12 protein-coding genes are annotated in these 18,308 nt (G+C 34.9%); 4 read left to right on the top strand and 8 right to left on the bottom strand.

Features of this window, described 5'->3' with window-relative positions; all coding sequences use genetic code 11:
- Window positions 1-26: 26 nt before the first annotated feature.
- The 4 genes from FLB_RS11360 to FLB_RS11345 all read right to left on the bottom strand — a co-directional run bounded on the left by FLB_RS11360 (window position 27) and on the right by FLB_RS11345 (window position 7,540).
- On the bottom strand, window positions 27-2,870 hold the full coding sequence (locus tag FLB_RS11360; RefSeq protein WP_064716065.1) for a TonB-dependent receptor domain-containing protein: 2,844 nt from the start codon (window positions 2,868-2,870) through the stop codon (window positions 27-29).
- Between the two features lie 356 nt (window positions 2,871-3,226).
- On the bottom strand, window positions 3,227-5,074 hold the full coding sequence (gene glmS, locus FLB_RS11355; RefSeq protein WP_064716064.1) for a glutamine--fructose-6-phosphate transaminase (isomerizing): 1,848 nt from the start codon (window positions 5,072-5,074) through the stop codon (window positions 3,227-3,229).
- A gap of 6 nt (window positions 5,075-5,080) precedes the next feature.
- Window positions 5,081-6,712 carry a DUF4270 domain-containing protein gene (locus tag FLB_RS11350; RefSeq protein WP_064716063.1) on the bottom strand — a complete coding sequence of 544 codons (1,632 nt, stop codon included), beginning with the start codon at window positions 6,710-6,712 and terminating at the stop codon, window positions 5,081-5,083.
- A gap of 21 nt (window positions 6,713-6,733) precedes the next feature.
- On the bottom strand, window positions 6,734-7,540 hold the full coding sequence (locus FLB_RS11345) for a glycogen/starch synthase (RefSeq protein WP_064716106.1): 807 nt from the start codon (window positions 7,538-7,540) through the stop codon (window positions 6,734-6,736).
- Window positions 7,541-7,618: 78 nt separating this feature from the next.
- On the opposite strand from FLB_RS11345, the gene panC reads away from it, so the two are divergent.
- The 4 genes from panC to radA all read left to right on the top strand — a co-directional run bounded on the left by panC (window position 7,619) and on the right by radA (window position 11,535).
- Window positions 7,619-8,497, top strand: coding sequence for a pantoate--beta-alanine ligase (gene panC / locus FLB_RS11340; protein ID WP_064716062.1), 879 nt, complete (start codon window positions 7,619-7,621; stop codon window positions 8,495-8,497).
- A gap of 13 nt (window positions 8,498-8,510) precedes the next feature.
- Window positions 8,511-8,861, top strand: coding sequence for an aspartate 1-decarboxylase (gene panD, locus FLB_RS11335; protein ID WP_064716061.1), 351 nt, complete (start codon window positions 8,511-8,513; stop codon window positions 8,859-8,861).
- A gap of 161 nt (window positions 8,862-9,022) precedes the next feature.
- Window positions 9,023-10,174, top strand: a complete 1,152-nt coding sequence (locus tag FLB_RS11330) for an alpha/beta hydrolase (protein ID WP_064716060.1) — start codon at window positions 9,023-9,025, stop codon at window positions 10,172-10,174.
- Window positions 10,174-11,535, top strand: a complete 1,362-nt coding sequence (gene radA / locus FLB_RS11325) for a DNA repair protein RadA (protein WP_064716059.1) — start codon at window positions 10,174-10,176, stop codon at window positions 11,533-11,535. Before FLB_RS11330 ends, radA begins: the two co-directional genes overlap by 1 nt.
- Before the next feature lie 122 nt (window positions 11,536-11,657).
- On the opposite strand, the gene FLB_RS11320 is transcribed toward radA, so the two are convergent.
- The 4 genes from FLB_RS11320 to FLB_RS11305 all read right to left on the bottom strand — a co-directional run bounded on the left by FLB_RS11320 (window position 11,658) and on the right by FLB_RS11305 (window position 18,285).
- Entirely contained in the window at window positions 11,658-12,266 is a 609-nt protein-coding gene (locus FLB_RS11320; RefSeq protein ID WP_064716058.1) for a lipoprotein signal peptidase, read from the bottom strand.
- 117 nt (window positions 12,267-12,383) lie between these two features.
- Window positions 12,384-12,764, bottom strand: a complete 381-nt coding sequence (locus tag FLB_RS11315; RefSeq protein WP_064716057.1) for a TraR/DksA family transcriptional regulator — start codon at window positions 12,762-12,764, stop codon at window positions 12,384-12,386.
- A 43-nt stretch (window positions 12,765-12,807) separates the two neighbouring features.
- Window positions 12,808-16,209, bottom strand: a complete 3,402-nt coding sequence (gene ileS, locus FLB_RS11310) for an isoleucine--tRNA ligase (protein ID WP_064716056.1) — start codon at window positions 16,207-16,209, stop codon at window positions 12,808-12,810.
- 156 nt (window positions 16,210-16,365) lie between these two features.
- Window positions 16,366-18,285, bottom strand: a complete 1,920-nt coding sequence (locus FLB_RS11305; protein ID WP_064716055.1) for a hypothetical protein — start codon at window positions 18,283-18,285, stop codon at window positions 16,366-16,368.
- Window positions 18,286-18,308: the final 23 nt, after the last annotated feature.

Below are 18,308 nucleotides of genomic sequence, written 5' to 3'. Positions count from 1 at the left end.
TCTAATTTTTTTTGATTAATGAATTATTACGGATTGATGGTCCAAGAAGCGAAGTATTGTTGTCCGATTAAACCAGCCCCCAATACTTGACCATATTCTTTTCCTCCAATGTTTGAAGCTCCAACTTTTAAAGTAGACCTTAAAGATGGTAAATTGTAATTCAACTGAGCATCAATTACAGTTGCAGCCTTGATGGTACCATCAGCAAAAGAAGATTGCCATAAGTATTCGCTATTCCATCTTCCACTAACATTAAAACCAAAATTTTTGAATAACTTTTCGTTACCGATAGATGCTTTCACGCGATGTTTTGGTGTATTAAATCCCGCTTCAAAACTTGGATCTTTTTCTTGATCAAAATCAAATTGAGCATAATTATAATTTACACCTACCTCAAAATCTTGATATACTTTTCTAGACAAACCTATACCAAATCCCAAAGACTTGATTTTTAAAGAAGTATTAGTATACAATTGAAATGTTCTTGTGTTTCCTGTACCTAAAGCATGAACTGATTGCCAACCTAAATCCGCTGGATTAGGAGTTGCACTTGGCGCATCTTTTGCAGTACCATACAAAGGCGCTACTACATTCAAATTACCAATAAAATTATTGTAGACATTGTAATATCCATTAATATCGATAGAAGTTTTATTAATAAAGGAACGATACCCCAACTCAAAAGCTTTTACTTCCTCAGGCTTTACCAAGTCCACATTCGTCTTTTTTAACAAAGCGGTATTACCTCCAGCAGCAGCAAAAGCAAGCACAGATGATGCTGTATAAGAGTTATCGTAAGCATTTGTACCATTAATTACTACTGATGTTCCGTTTGCAAATTGCTGACCTAGAGCAGTAGTAATTGGCAAAGTTTCAGTATATCTAGTTAAATTATCAGGTGCAGACCCTAATAATATAGCACTACCTACATTAAAACCAATGTATTGATCCTGAGTGGAAGGGTTTCTAAACCCAGTTTGGAAAGATCCTCTGAAATTATGATTTTTATTAGCCCCACCTGAATACACTAAAGATACTCTAGGAGAATAATTCCCATCAAAATTTTTGGCCTTATCATATCGCATAGAAGCCGTAATTTTCAAACGATCATCCATCACTTTCTTTTGTGCTTGAGCATAAAAACCATATTCATTGTAATTAATTGGACCATCTTTATCTGTGTAAATTCTACCTAAAGAATTCAATTCATACAATCTGAACGACCCACCTACTTGAAGTTCAGCAAATTTAATTTGATCTTTAAAGTTGTAATTCGCATCAGAATGATAGATTCTAGAATTATCCACTAATTTAGAGCCTGTTAATACATTTGGATCAGCAATTACTTGATTGAAAGCATTTTTGAATGCTGTTGTGCCAGGAATAAACCTCGTCCCTCTCGGGGCATTTGGATTATTTGGGTCTATATTTGGTATTAAATTCAAACCTGTTGGAGAAACATTATAATCTGCAAAATTTCTAGCAGTAGCATGTGCTTCAGAAGGAACCATTCCCAAAATCAAAGAAGATCTCGCATAAGCGGTTCCGTAATCTGTAAACCAGTTGACATCAGACTTTGCCAATCTATTTATATTAATACCAGTAAACAACATATCATAAGATTGCCCACCATCTTCTGTAGTAGTATATCCTCTTACAAAGAAATTTTTACCTTTGAACTCAATTTTATGTTGTTGCATAAAAAAGTTATTCAAATAATAGCGGTTAGCCCCTTGATAAACTGTATTTCCAAAACCAAATTTACTTTGCCAAATCACTTCTAATTTTTCATCTCCAAAAGGTCTGTAATGCAAAGAGAAATCAATTTTAGTATTCGACACTTTATTGTCGGTTAAATCCACTTCATTATACCCAGTTCTAGAAATTTTTTCAGCTGGCAATGTTGGTGCAGAAATCACAGTTGCAACTTCATCACCATAGACATTAATCCCATCATATCCGTAATTATTTCGAGTAAAACCAGGCCTTGTTTTATCATCATAATTAACCGCATGCCACTCTGTACCTCTCATGTAAGTAAAATTAGCTTTTGCAGCAAACTTTGGACTGAAAGCAGCAGCCATTCTTACGCCATAATCTACATAATCATTTGTACCAGCCGCTTTCTGTGAGGTTTGTCCAAATTTTGCATAAGCTGTAATTCCTGGACTTGAGAAAGGACTTTTGCTATTCATGAACAAAATTCCATTAAATGCATTAGCCCCATATAAAGCTGAAGAGGCACCAGGTAACAACTCTACACTTTGCACATCAATCTCAGATACTCCAATTAGATTTCCTAAAACAAAGTTTAATAATGGTGAAGAGTTGTCCATACCATCTACTAATTGCATAAAACGAGTATTCGCAACTGTAGCAAATCCACGAGTATTTATAGACTTAAATGACATACTAGAAGTATTCATTTGTACTTCTTTCATGTTTTCTAACCCGTCATAAAAAGAAGGAGAAGCCGTTTTCTTAATTTCAGCAATACCCATTCTTTCGATAGTTACCGGAGATTCCAAAACACGCTCAGGTGTTCTTGAAGCAGAAACAACAATTTCATCAAGCTTCGTTTCTTCATCCAATAACTTTACAGCGATTTTTTGACTATAAGAGGACACACTTACTACTTGTGTAGTAAACCCCAAACTTGAAATCTCAATCTTTACGGGTAAAGATTGAATTGACTTCAACACAAACTTACCGTCAAAATCTGTAGTAGAGCTTACATTTTGACCGATAGCTTTCACATTGACACCAGGAATAGGTTGTCCATTACGATCGGACACAGACCCTGAAATTGAATTTTGAGCAAATGTTAAGCCGCAAAAAAACAATGACAAAAAAAGTAAATAAATTCTCATTAGGTTCGAGTTAATTGGTTTAGTTCGTAAATGTAAAAATATTTTTGATATTAATAAAAATACCTATAAAATTCTGCTAAAATAGCAGTAAAAACCAACAAAAAAAGCATGAATTTAATCTGTAAATTTTAAGGTTTATCTAATTTTTATAAAAATCAATTGAAAAAAAAATTATGCACGCATAATAAATTGTATTAATCCTATTTTTTTAGTCAATTTTTTAAATTTTTAATAAAAATGAATCACGCAACGAAATCGTTTGAAAAAAAGCAGAAAAAACCAACTAAAACAAACAATAAGACATAAAAAAACCCCAAATGCAAATACATTTGGGGCTATAGTTGTAGTAAAAAAAATTATTCTACAGTAACTGATTTAGCTAAATTTCTAGGCTGATCAACATTACAACCCCTAAGTACCGCAATATGATAAGATAACAATTGCAAAGGAATGGTAGTGATTAAGGGTGAAAGCGCATCAGATGTTTCTGGAATTTCAATTACAAAGTCAGCTAGATCTCTAACTTGCGTATCCCCTTTGGTTACCACGGCAATTATTCGACCACTTCTGGATTTTATTTCTTGAATATTACTTACAATTTTATCGTAATGACCTTGCTTAGGAGCAATTACAATTACTGGCATTTGTTCGTCAATAAGTGCAATTGGACCATGTTTCATTTCAGCCGCAGGATATCCTTCAGCATGAATATAAGAAATTTCTTTTAATTTCAATGCACCTTCAAGTGCTACTGGAAAATTATAACCACGTCCTAAATACAAACAATTTGGTGCATCTTTAAATGTAGCAGCAATTACTTTTGATTGTTCATTAGTCTCTAAAGCTTCTAAAACTTTGCTTGGAATAAATTCCAATTCTTGCAAGTAAGTTCGGTAATCTGACTGTGTCAAAGTACCTTTTGCCTTAGCTAGACGTAAAGCAATCATAGTAAGTACAGTAATTTGAGTCGTAAATGCCTTAGTTGAAGCAACACCAATCTCAGGTCCTGCATGGGTATAAGCTCCTGCATGAGTCTCTCTAGATATAGAAGAACCTACCACATTACAAACCCCAAATACAAAAGCACCATTCTCTTTAGCTAATTTTATAGCTGCCATGGTGTCGGCTGTTTCTCCTGATTGTGAAATAGCAATCACAACATCTTTACTAGTAATAATCGGATTACGATATCTAAATTCTGAAGCATATTCTACTTCTACGGGAATTCTAGTAAACTCTTCAAACACGTATTCAGCCACTAATCCCGCATGCCATGAAGTACCACACGCTACAATTATGATACGATCGGCATTTAAAAATTTTTCCAAATTATCCTCAACACCAGCCATTTGAATAATACCTTCATTAGCATGAAGCCTTCCTCTATAGGTATCTTTTATAACGCTAGGCTGTTCGTAAATTTCTTTTAGCATAAAATGCTCATAGCCTCCTTTTTCGATTTGCTCCAAATTCATTTGAAGTTCTTGAACATAAGGATCCACCAAAGAATCATCCATAATTTTACGGACTTTCATCGGTTTGTGCAATCTTATATTTGCCATTTCGCCATCTTCTAAATAGACAGCATTAGAAGTATATTCAATGAACGGAGAAGCATCAGATGCAATAAAGTACTCTCCTTCCCCAACCCCAATAGCTAATGGACTACCTAAACGAGCGGCAACAATCTCCTCAGGATTTTTTTTATCAAAAACAGCAATAGCATAAGCCCCAACCACCTGATTTAAGGCCAATTGAACTGCTTTTCCTAATTTTAGTTTTTCCTTTTTCTGTACATCCTCTATTAAATTAACTAATACTTCCGTATCAGTATCAGAATGAAAAACATACCCTCTTTTTATTAACTCTTGTTTTAGAGGCGCATAATTTTCTATAATTCCATTATGAATAATAGTAAGTTCCCCTGAATTTGAAACATGTGGATGCGAATTCACATCATTAGGAACGCCATGAGTCGCCCATCTTGTGTGCCCCATTCCAATGGCACCATTAGTTGTAATATCAGAAAGAGATTTAGTTTCTAAATCAGATACCTTTCCTTTAGTTTTACAAAGCTTAATCTCTTTTCCGTCAAACACCATAATTCCAGCGCTATCATACCCACGGTACTCTAAGCGCTTCAACCCTTTTATAATTATCGGGTACGCTTCTCTATAGCCTATATATCCAACAATTCCACACATATTTTTTTATTGATTTGGTTTGGTATAAATAATTTCAAGTCGCAATCTTTTATCTTCTGGTACAGCTGGATGACCACCAAAAAGTATTGTCCCAAGAGGATTTAACACTGAAGCTGTAGGCACAGAAGAAATAATACTATTAGAAGTCTTTAACTTATTAAAAGTCGAAACCGCTATATCCTCAGTAACAACAACACCTAACTTAACATTAGTAGAATCGGCATTTTTAATTAGATTCTTAATTTGATTGGTAATACGAACTTTATAAGTTAAACCTCTACCATTTGTAACTGCTTCTTTATTCAAAATACCACCGAAAATAAATTTATTCAACTTTGGACGACTAGCACTAGCAGTTGTATTATCAGTTAAATAATCTAAAACAGTAGTTTTATTGGTTAAATTATACACATATATTCTTTCAGGTTCAATAGAATTTTTCATGGCGACTGCATCAATATGAAAGACCAAATTAGCTTCATTGATTAACCAACCATTTTTTCTTATTTTCTCTAGTTCATCTGCAATACCATTATTATCATTATCTGATCCAAATAATTCTACTACAGCCAAAGACCCCACACCACCTTTTAAATAAAGTTTTGAATCACCAGACGTAGGATTAAAATTGGTTATTGCATTACTGTAATCAGGATTTAAGTTGGATTGCTCTAAAAAATTAACGGTATTACCGTCAATATTCAAATCCAATGTTTTATTCACTCTTTTAACAGTAGTCACCCCATTGGTAGTAGTAGACAAATCTTCTTTATAATATAGGCGTATTACATTTTGAGTAGAACCTGCTCTTTTAAAATTAATCATCGCCATACTTTCATCAGTACCTGTTTTTTCTACTTTAAAGTACAAGCCTCTAAAATAGTTTTTAAATGTTTCATTGGAGGTTAGCTTACCTGATGGAGCATTCAAAACTTTAGTCGTAAAGAAAGCATTACTAAGTTTTAAACGCATAGCCGGTGCTGTACGTTTTGTAGTAGATTTTTTGGTTTCTTCATCTATAGTCGTTTCTGCAATTTCTTTTGGATCAAAATAAAACGCATCATTTTGTTTAACGTCAGCAGCATCATTTAGTCTACTTCCAATTTTTAAGCCATCAAAATCATTTTTTTGATTACTATAATATGCTTGTTTTTCTTTGAAATTAGTTGCAGGATCTAAATCGCGCATAAAAAACCCCGATTCATACACGCTTAATTTGAACGGCGCTTTAGCAGTACCATAAACAGAATCCAATTCATATGTTCTTATTCCTGTTGTCGCATCTGTACTTTTAACTGTACTATAATAAGGAATGGTCATAACCACACTATCCATTACAGCATTGGCACCAATAGTAGGACCAACCGACGCTAATGATAACTGGGTGGCAAAACTAGCCGAAGTAGTACCAAAAGCTGAATTTGTATAAGTACCTAAAGCATTTACTGCTAAATTATCTGTTTGTACAACTCCTGTACCTTGATTGTATGCTTTTACAGCAGAGTAATATTTTCCTAATTCAAAATTATTATCTCCTATTAAATCTTCTCCAATAACATTATAGTCTTTATCACAAGAAAACAAAATAAAAAAACCACAAAGAATAAATAACTTCTTTACTAAAGCCGTATTGTACATAAAATAGTTATAAAATTAAAATTAAAGCACCTGATTATTATAAAAATTGGTGTACGCTTCAGCGAAACCATCTTTCGGAGTGAAAGGTAAAAAAGGTTTATTGGAAGATTCTATAAATTTTGTTAAACTTGGTGACAAATTATTCGAAGCGATAATTACGGCATCTGAGTTTAGGACGGCTGTTTTTAAAATATTCTCATAATTTGGTACTTCTAAGTCTGCTATAGCCTCATGAGGAACACCATCAAATTTGACTTTGTTAATCATTTCGACATCCAAAGTTTCTGAAAAAGATTCCGAATAAACCGAAGTAACAATTTTAGTTTCAGAAAACAAGGCCTCATTCTTGTAGTAATGTTTCATGTAAACCGGCAACATGGAAGCAAGCCAACCATGAACATGAATAATATCCGGAACCCAATTGAGTTTTTTGACCGTTTCAACTACTCCTTTAGCAAAAAAAATAGCGCGCTCATCGTTATCAGGATACATCACACCGTCTTCATCTGCAAAAGTAGATTTGCGCTTAAAATATTCATCATTATCAATAAAATAAACTTGGATGCGCTCTTTTGGGATAGACGCCACTTTTATAATCAATGGCATATCCAAATCGTTTACTACTAAATTCATTCCCGAAAGGCGAATTACTTCATGCAATTGATGCCTTCGTTCATTAATATTTCCATATCTCGGCATGAATATTCTTATCTGCCCACCTTGATCATTGATCATTTTTGGCGCATCATAAGACATTAAAGAGACCTCATTCTCAGCAAGATAAGGAACAACTTCAGATGATACATACAATATCCTCTTATCTTTCATAGTATTTTTTACTTTATTTATTGGCAATAAAAACGTTGCGAAATTACAAAATTTTATGCAGTTATTAACTAAAATATTATGTTTGCACCTAATTTTAATAAAATGACCATGCAAATCTTCAATAAAAACATTGAATTAAAAGAATTTTTGGCTCCCGTGAAGACCAAAAATTCTACTATTGGCTTTGTACCTACGATGGGTGCATTGCATGCGGGTCACTTAGCATTAATGCGCCAATCTCTACAGGAAAATGACATTACTGTAGTGAGTATTTTTGTCAATCCAACCCAATTCAACAATCCAGAAGATTTAGCAAAATATCCCCGAACACTCGAAGCTGATGTTGAAAAAATGGCAACGCTTAGCGATAAAATTATCATTTTTGCACCTACCGTTGAGGACATTTATGAAGGAGAAACTACAGCAAAATCCTTTGAGTATGATGGATTAGAACATCAGATGGAGGGCAAGTTTAGACCCGGTCATTTTGATGGTGTTGGAACAATTGTTAAGCGATTGTTTGAAATTGTTACTCCGACAAGAGCTTATTTTGGTGAGAAAGATTTTCAACAACTTCAAATAGTTAAAAAATTAGTCGAAAAAAACCACATTCCGGTAGAAATCATTGGATGCCCTATATACAGAGAACCTAATGGATTGGCCATGAGCTCTCGTAACGAAAGACTTAGCAGCACAGAAAGAAAAGAAGCTGCCCTAATTTTTACCATTTTAAAAGAGGCAAAAGAAAAATTTCTTACACAAGACCCTGATTTGATAGCAGCTTGGGTTAAAAATCAATTCAAAAACAATCCGTTATTCGAATTAGAATATTTCATAATTGCTGATGAATCTACGCTTTTACCTATAACTTTTAAAGAAAAGTCTAAAAAGTATCGCGCTTTTATAGCTGTATTCGTTAACAGCATCCGTTTGATTGACACTATTACATTAAATTAATTACCTTCGCCTCATGCAAATTCAAGTAGTAAAATCTAAAATTCATCGTGTAAAAGTAACTGGTGCCGATTTAAATTACATCGGTAGTATTACGATTGATGAAGCTTTGTTAGACGCCTCCAACATTATAGAAGGCGAGAAAGTTTCCATCGTAAACATCAATAACGGCGAACGTTTTGAAACCTACGCCATCAAAGGCGAAAGAAATTCTGGCATCATTACACTGAATGGTCCAGCCGCTAGAAAAGTTCAAAAAGATGACATTATCATTATCATTTCTTACGCAACTTTAGAATTTGAGGAGGCCAAAACTTTTAAACCTTGGATTATTTTCCCAAACGAAACCGACAACTCTCTTACATAGTTCCTTCTTTTTATTTGTCTAAATTTTAAGCATTTAAAACAGTGCTATCCATGCTTTTAAAACATTAAAAGCAACAAATACTTGCGATTTATTCATAAAATAAATTAAAATAGTATCTTGCTCTGTTTTTTAATTCAAACCTAATTTAGACTCCCCAAATCATGAAAAAGGTCCTTTTTTTGCTGTTGCTATCAGTTCCATTTTATGCTCAAATCAAAACCGAATCTTTTGATTCTAGTAAGTTAGCCGAAAAACGAGCAATTACTATAAGCTTACCCCCTTCTTACGAAAAAAACACTACCAAAAAATATCCAATCTTACTATTGTTAGACGGCGATTTTTTATTCGATCCTTTCTATGGTGCTATTTCTTATGGAAGTTACTGGGACGATTTCCCGGAAACAATAATCGTAGGAATCCATCAAAATCATAACGATGAGCGGGTTGACGATAGCGAATTTGAAGAAACACAAGGGCTCCCAGCCGAAAAAGGAGCCGCTTTTTTTGAATTTATTGGACAAGAATTACTGCCTTATATTGAAAAAAAATATCGGACAGCCCCATTCCGAATGATTGCTGGACTTGACACAACAGCAGGTTATTTGAATTTTTTTCTGTACAAAGAAAATCCCCTTTTTAACGCTTACATTTCCTTAAATCCTGAACTTGCCCCATTAATGGAAAAAAGAGTGGCAGAACAATTAAATGCTGCAAAAAGTCCAGTTTTTTATTACTTATCAACTAGTGAAGATGAAATAAAAAAATTGGCAGAGCCTATCAAAATGCTGAATGAAAACATCAAAAACGACAACAATCCATTAATCAATTATAAATTTGAGTCTTTCAAAGGTGCAGGACATTATTCCCAAACCTTGTATGCAATTCCAAGTGCCTTGCATCAAATTTTTGAGACCTACAAGCCTATTTCCTCTTCTGAATTCACAAACAAAATCGCCTCATTACCCTCTGGATATGTAGATTATTTAGAAAAAAAATACAGTGTTTTAAACGAAGCTTTACATCTTACTATTCCGATTAGAATTAATGATTTCAAAGCCATTGAAGCTGCTATTCTGAAAAACAATGCATATAGTGAATTGGATCAATTGGCAATTTTAGCCGATAAGTTTTATCCAAAATCAATGCTTGCCGAGTATGAATTAGCCTTAATGTATGAAAAACAAGAAGACTATAAGAAAGCAATGAAACGCTACCAAAATGCCTCGCAAATGCTAGAAATTGGAAGCCTGACCAAAACGATGATGTTAGAGAAATACGACTTAATGAAAAGTAAAATTGCAACGAAGAAATAATGGCCAAAGTAAAAACTACCTTTTTTTGTCAAAATTGTGGCGCTCAATATGCCAAATGGCAAGGACAATGCAATTCCTGTAAAGAATGGAATACTATTGCTGAAGAAATTGTACAAAAGCAAGAGAAGGTAGCTTGGAAAAGCGAACCCGTTTCTTTAAGCAAAGCGCCACGCCCCCTACGCATCAACGAAATTGATTCGACAGCAGAGATTAGACTAGACACGACGGACGCTGAATTGAACCGTGTTTTAGGAGGTGGAATTGTACCTGGTTCTTTGATTTTGTTGGGCGGAGAACCGGGCATTGGAAAAAGTACACTGTTACTACAAATTTCCTTAAAACTGCCTTACAAAACCCTGTATGTTTCTGGAGAAGAAAGTCAAAAGCAAATCAAGATGCGTGCAGAACGCATTACTCCCAATGGAGACAATTGCTATATTTTGACAGAAACCAAAACACAAAACATCTTTAAGCAAATCGAAACGATGCAGCCTGAGATTGTAATCATCGATTCCATTCAAACGTTGCATACAGATTACATTGAATCGACTGCAGGAAGCATTTCACAAATTAGAGAAACTACTGCCGAGTTGATTAAGTTTGCCAAAGAAACCAACGTTCCCGTAATTCTTATTGGTCACATTACCAAAGATGGTACCATTGCAGGCCCAAAGATCCTAGAACACATGGTAGATACCGTTTTGCAATTTGAAGGCGATAGAAACCACGTTTACCGCATCCTTCGTTCGCTTAAAAACCGTTTCGGCTCGACTGCTGAAATAGGAATTTATGAAATGCTAGGCAGTGGCTTACGCGAAGTTTCAAATCCGTCTGAAATTTTGATTTCGCACAAAGACGAACAACTCTCAGGAACTGCAATTGCTACAACGCTAGAAGGTATGCGTCCTTTAATGATCGAAATACAGGCCTTGGTAAGCACCGCAGTGTACGGAACACCACAGCGTAGTACAACAGGTTACAACGCCAAACGATTGAATATGATTTTAGCTGTTTTAGAAAAAAGAGCTGGTTTCCGATTAGGAGCCAAAGATGTCTTTTTGAACGTAACAGGAGGACTTTCCGTCGATGACCCGGCGATTGATTTAGCTGTGGTTGCCGCCATCTTATCTTCCAACGAAGACATTTCTATCCATAAAGATTTTTGTTTTGCTGGAGAAGTTGGACTTTCTGGAGAAATTCGTCCGGTAAATCGAGTTGACCAACGCATACAAGAAGCCGAAAAACTGGGTTTCTCAACTATATTCGTTTCAAAATACAACAAGATTGCGCTTAAAAATACGGGGATTCAAATTCGGTTGGTCACCAAAATAGAAGATGTAGCAGCCGAACTGTTTGGATAACGCAAACCCATAGCCCTGATGGAAGCGGCATCCTTTTATACCAAAAACCCTTTCAGTTTTAAATACTGAAAGGGTTTTTGGTATAAAAGATATAGCGTACAGCAGGATAAAGCTCCTAAAAACTACGCCTCTCCTTTATGAAAAGCTTTTTTATTGAATACGATTAAGATTCCTACTCCAGTTGAAATAGCCACATCGGCCACGTTGAAAATAGCATTAAAAAACGTGAAAGGTCTACCGCCAATGAAAGGCACCCATTCTGGCATTGGAAAATCTTTGATGATAGGAAAATAAAACATATCGACCACTTGCCCATGAAACCAAGTTCCATAAGGCTCATCTGAGAACAAAACCGCCAATTGCTGATAACTGTCGTTAAAAATAACCCCGTAAAAAACAGAATCGATAATGTTTCCTAAAGCCCCAGCAAAAATCAAAGCAATGGCTACGATAAGATAATTGGAACTTTTATGATTACGCACGGTATCCCATAACCAATATGCAATTCCTGCTACTGCAAAAATTCGGAAAAGGGTCAAAAATAACTTGCCGTATTCACCTGGAAGTTTGGTTCCCCAAGCCATTCCTTCGTTTTCTATAAAATGTATTTTGAACCAATTGAAGACCGTCACTTCTTCGCCTAAAACAAAATTAGTTTTGATATAAATTTTAGAAACTTGATCCACTAATAAAAGTAGAAATACAATAATATAAGCTTGGCGTAAGGACATTTTATACATTTTAATGGGCAAAAATAAGCAAAATCAAATAAAAAAACACCAAAAAGAAATTCCAAATTCCATGATACAGGTTTGGAATTTGGAATTTCAATTTTGGATTTCAGATTGTTATCGTTGCATGTTTTTGGCTTCGATACTCATGGTTGCATGAGGGACGATTTTAAGCCTTTCCTTGCCTATTAACTTTCCGGTTACTCTACATATACCGTACGTTTTGTTTTCTACACGGAAAAGAGCATTTTTTAAATCACGTAAGAATTTTTCTTGACGAATAGCCAATTGTGAATTGGCTTCTTTCGACATGGTTTCGCTACCTTCTTCAAAAGCTTTGAAAGTAGGCGATGTGTCATCAGTACCATTATTTAAATCATTCATATAGGCACTTTTTATCAAGTCAAGATCGGCTTGCGCTTTCTCTATCTTTTCTTTGATTATCTGTTTGAACTCTGCTAAATCAGCATCTGAGTATCTTGTCATTTCCTCGGTCATAGCCTAAATTAATTTAATGGTTGGTTAATTCTTTTTGGTTGGGTTATTTTGTTATGATTAATTTTGATTTAATGTCGTCGAATTCAATTTCTGTGCCATTTTCTAAGTTTTCTGCAAATAGTAATTCTTCTGTCAATGTTTCTGACTTAATGTAGCTTTCATTGGCTAGAATTGCTTCTTGTAAAACCGCATGATTTTGAACGTAAACCTTCACTTTATCGGTAACCTCGAAACCAGAATCTTTACGAATATTCTGAATACGATTTACTAACTCCCTTGCAATTCCTTCTTTTCTTAACTCTTCTGAGATGGTGATATCTAATGCTACCGTAATTCCATTGGCATTAGCCACTAACCAACCTTCGATATCTTGGGAAGAAATTTCAACATCTTCTAGAGATAAAATTACATCTTTTCCTGAAATTACAATACTTAAACTTCCTTCCTTGTCTAATTGGTTGATTTGAGCTGGAGTAAACCCTTGTATTTCCTTGGATACTAAGCCCATGTCTTTTCCAAAACGAGGCCCTAAAGCTTTAAAATTAGGTTTAATTTGTTTCACTAAAACACCTGAAGCATCGTCTAAAAGTTCGATTTCTTTGACATTTACTTCGGCTTTTATAAGGTCGGCAACCGCTTCAATTTCAGCCTTCTGAACCACGTCAAGTACTGGTATCATTACCTTTTGCAAGGGTTGACGTACTTTTATCATTTCTTTTTTACGCAGCGACAAAACCAACGAAGAGATCGTTTGAGCCTTTTGCATTTTGCTTTCTAATGATTTATCAACAAAGTTTTCAACTGAAACAGGGAATTGCGCCAAGTGAACGGATTCGAAATTCTCTGTTCCTGTAGCTTTCGTTAAGTCTTTATACAACTTATCCATAAAGAAAGGAGCAATAGGAGCACTCAATTTTGCAACACTCAACAAGCAAGTATAAAGCGTTTGATAAGCAGCAATTTTATCTTGCGCATACTCGCCTTTCCAGAAACGACGTCTACACAAACGCACGTACCAGTTACTTAAATTTTCTTGAACAAAATCAGAAATAGCACGAGCGGCACGGGTTGGTTCATATTCAGCATAAAACACATCTACTTCTTTGATTAACGTGTTCAATTCTGAAATGATCCATTGATCAATCTCTGGGCGTTCTTCTAGAGGCACCTCAGCTTCTGCATAACTAAAGCCATCAATATTGGCATATAAAGCAAAGAATGAATAGGTATTATACAAAGTACCAAAGAACTTACGACGCACCTCAGCAATTCCTTCAATATCGAACTTCAAGTTGTCCCAAGGATTGGCATTCGAAATCATATACCAACGCGTAGCATCAGGACCATATTCTTCTAATGTGGTAAAAGGATCAACGGCATTGCCCAAACGCTTGGACATTTTTTGTCCATTCTTATCCAAAACCAAACCGTTGGATACTACGTTTTTGTAGGCGATACGATCAAAAACCAAAGCGCCAATAGCGTGTAAAGTATAAAACCATCCACGGGTTTGATCCACACCTTCTGCAATAAAATCAGCCGGGTAATCGGTATTTTGATCTATTTTTTCTTTGTTTTCAAACGGATAATGCCATTGTGCATAAGGCATAGCACCTGAATCAAACCAAACGTCAATCAAATCGGATTCGCGTTTCATTGGTTTTCCTGAAGCAGAAACTAAGGTGATTTGGTCTACCACATTTTTGTGCAAATCAATCAAATCGTAATTAGTTTCAGACATATTTCCAATTTCAAAACCAGCAAACGGATTGTTGGCTTGAACACCAGCCGCAATAGCTTTTTCTATCTCGTTGTATAATTCTTCAACAGAACCAATTAAGATTTCTTCTTGTTTGTCTTCTGTTCTCCAAATAGGCAAAGGAATTCCCCAATAACGTGAGCGTGATAAGTTCCAATCATTAGCATTTTTCAACCAATTACCAAAACGTCCCTCACCAGTAGCTTTTGGCTTCCAGTTGATGCTGTCGTTCAGGTCGAACATACGGTCTCTCACCTCGGTAATTTTGATAAACCAAGAGTCTAATGGATAATACAATATTGGCTTATCCGTTCTCCAACAATGTGGATAACTGTGTACGTACTTCTCTACTTTGAAGGCTTTGTTTTCTTCTTTTAAACGAATAGCGATTTCGACATCTACTGAACGCTCTGGCGCTTCTCCTTCGTTGTAATATTCGTTTTTAACGTATTTCCCTGAATAATCTCCAAGACCTTGAATGAATCTTCCCTGCAAATCTACCAAAGGAACTGGCGTACCATTTTCATCTAAAACCAACATTGGCGGCACTTCTGGCGTAGCTTCTTTGGCTACTTTAGCATCATCTGCACCAAATGTAGGCGCGGTATGTACAATACCCGTACCGTCTTCAGTAGTTACAAAATCACCAGCAATCACTCTAAACGCATTTTCTGCATTTTGATACGGCAATACAAAAGGCAATAATTGTTCGTAACGAATATCCACTAAATCTTGACCTTTACATTCGGCTACGATTTGATATGGTATTTTTTTATCGCCTGCTTTGAAATTTTCGAAATCAACTGCATCTTCAGAAGCAAAAAATCCTTTTGCAAATTGTTTTCCCACTAAATTTTTGGCCAAAATCACAAAAATTGGCTCAAATGTATACTGATTGAAGGTTTTTACTAAAGCATAATCAATTTTCGGTCCAACCGTCAACGCTGTGTTCGATGGCAAAGTCCAAGGTGTTGTCGTCCAAGCCAAAATGTGAATAGCTCCAAAACCTTGTAAAAATGAAGGTAATGTTTCTGGTAATGTCTTGAATTGAGCTACAATAGTCGTATCCGTTACATCACGGTAACTTCCAGGCTGATTCACTTCGTGAGAAGACAAACCAGTACCCGCTTTTGGTGAATACGGCTGAATGGTGTAGCCTTTGTACATCAAATCTTTGTTGTAGATTTGCTTTAGCAACCACCAAACGGATTCCATATACTTGGGTTTATAGGTCACATACGGATCTTCCATATCTACCCAATAGCCCATTTTTTCGGTCAAATCGTTCCAAACATCGGTATAACGCATTACGGTTTTTTTACACGCTTCGTTATAATCCTCGATGGAGATGGTTTTTCCGATATCTTCTTTGGTGATACCTAACTCTTTTTCAGTTCCCAATTCTACTGGTAAACCGTGAGTGTCCCAGCCTGCTTTACGCTTTACTTGGAACCCTTTTTGGGTTTTATAGCGGCAAAAAATATCTTTAATGGCACGTGCCATCACGTGGTGAATTCCTGGCAAACCGTTAGCCGAAGGCGGTCCTTCAAAAAACACAAAAGGCGTGTTGCCTTCGCGCGTAGTTACACTCTTTTCAAATATATTTTCGTTCTTCCAAAAATCAAGCACTTCGGATGCCGCTTTTGGCAAGTCAAGTCCTTTGTATTCAGTAAATTTTGTACTCATTGTATCCTTTTCTTAATCGAGGTGCGAAAGTAATAAATTTTGAATTATCGTTTGTGCATTTATTGAAAATTCATAAAATTTTATTATACAAGCGTTCAAAAAAAAGAGGAGTAAAAATTACTCCCCCTTAAATAAAAAATAAAAGTCATAAAAAGACTATTTAAATCCACCAAAATAAACTTCTTTAATAAATATTCGATTGCCAAAAACAGGATTAATATCAATTTTTTCTCTCCATTCTTGATATACTGTTTCTCCATTAAAATCTTCAATTTCATAGACAACTTTAAACGGCAGATTACCTGAGTTCAAGGCTAAAACAGGGCGATAATCCAAGAATAGTTTTCTTTCAAAAAAACTTTTATTTCCATTGTCATATTCTGTTTTTTCTGAAGCAACTATGGAATGGTTGGTTTTATCGATAAACAAATGATGGTCCGTTTTTGGAATCGTTCTATTGGCTGAATTTAATGTTTTTTCAAAGTAGTTCAAATGGTAACATAGTTTCCCTTCGACCATCTCGTCTCCTAAAAGCTCAAAATCGTTCCATACATCAAGTCGAAGATCAGAAATAAAATTAATCAAATCAAGATTTTTAGCTAACATATTGTAACCATACGAAGTCTGCTTTGCCCATTTTGCATTAACTCCGCTTTCACGATCATCGTGACTCCATGCTTCTGGGCCATTTACTATTTCATAATAATTTTCAGGCATCTTTTTCTTCAAAAGATAATTTGAGGTCGTTGCCCATTTTTCTTCTGTTTGAGAAACTCTGTTACCTTCAATGAAAAGTTTGGATAACATATGAGCTTTTTCGATACTTTTTAACGCTTGAGATCCTCCTAAACTAGCAATAACTTTAGCCAACAAATCTGGCTTAGACTGATAAGGAATAGAGTCAAGCATGTTAAATCTTTGGGTTTTAGACTTCATTAGAGCCGCTTCTCTATTGGCTTTTTCAATTTCCCAATCGGCATCTTGTTGTTCAATTTTTTCAAAGAAAGCAAGTCTCATTTCTTCCTTTTCTTCAGCAATTTTAAGCCCTAATTTTTTAAGATCTACAAAACGATTAGTATGACTTCTGATCATTTTATCTACAAAAAAAGCATTCTTAACTCGATTTATAATTGTAGATCCTCTTGAATCTAATTTATCGTTTTCAATAAGTAAATTAGCAAATAACAATGCTTTTTCCTTGTTTTCGAGTAAAAAATAAGTTTGTGCCAAGTTATTAAGAACAATAAATCTGATGTATTCGTTAGTTGGCAAAGGAGGATACTTGGTTAACAAACTCTCCAAGTAATTTAAATGAGGTAGTAATGTTTTCTCATCTAATCCTTTTTCGAACGTTACTTTCTGCATTTGAGCAGAAATTTCATTTTCAAAATCAAGCATCTGCTTGTATTCTGGATGATCTTTGGAGGTCACAAATTCAAATTTTTCTTTGGATTCGCCTTTACTATATCCAAATTTATAATTAAGATAATTCTGAATTTTATCTACTGACTGATAAATCACTTTATCAATTCCTAAATCTTCTATATTATAATCAACTTTCCTTGCGGCGTCTAGGTTTGCCTTACTAGTATTGGCAAAAGCTTCCTTAAGATTGCTTTTTTGATATTCAGTCCCAACAACATAAGGCTCTATTGTATTAAAATCTTCTGATAACAAAAGTTTATCGGCACATTTAGCTTCAACTTTTATCCTTACATCATAATTAGAAGAGATGGCATATTTCCATTTTTTTTGCTTTGTATCAAATGTACTATCTATTTTGGTAGCAGTAAATTTTGGCAATGCAATGGTCAAATAAATCTTTAATTTTCCGTTGGCTGGGTCTTTGATAAAGCCATTAATATTAAAATAATTTTTCTTTAAAACAAGTTCTTCTTGAATCAACTCCCTATCCATTTGATAAAAAGTAGTTTGCGTCAACACATTATCAAGAATAGGAAATTGAGAATATTGAATAGTTGGTATATAGAATTTTTTCTTCTTTGAGCTTATTTTTTCTTGCGCTTGAATTGAAACAATTACAAGCAAAAACATAAAGACTAATTTTTTTTTCATAGGTAAAAAAAAGCCATCAGATT

The sequence above is a fragment of the Flavobacterium succinicans genome (assembly GCF_001662485.1).
Lineage (GTDB): Bacteria > Bacteroidota > Bacteroidia > Flavobacteriales > Flavobacteriaceae > Flavobacterium > Flavobacterium succinicans_A.
The sequence above is the reverse complement of the archived record's forward strand: the minus strand, read 5'-3'. Positions and strand labels throughout refer to the sequence as shown.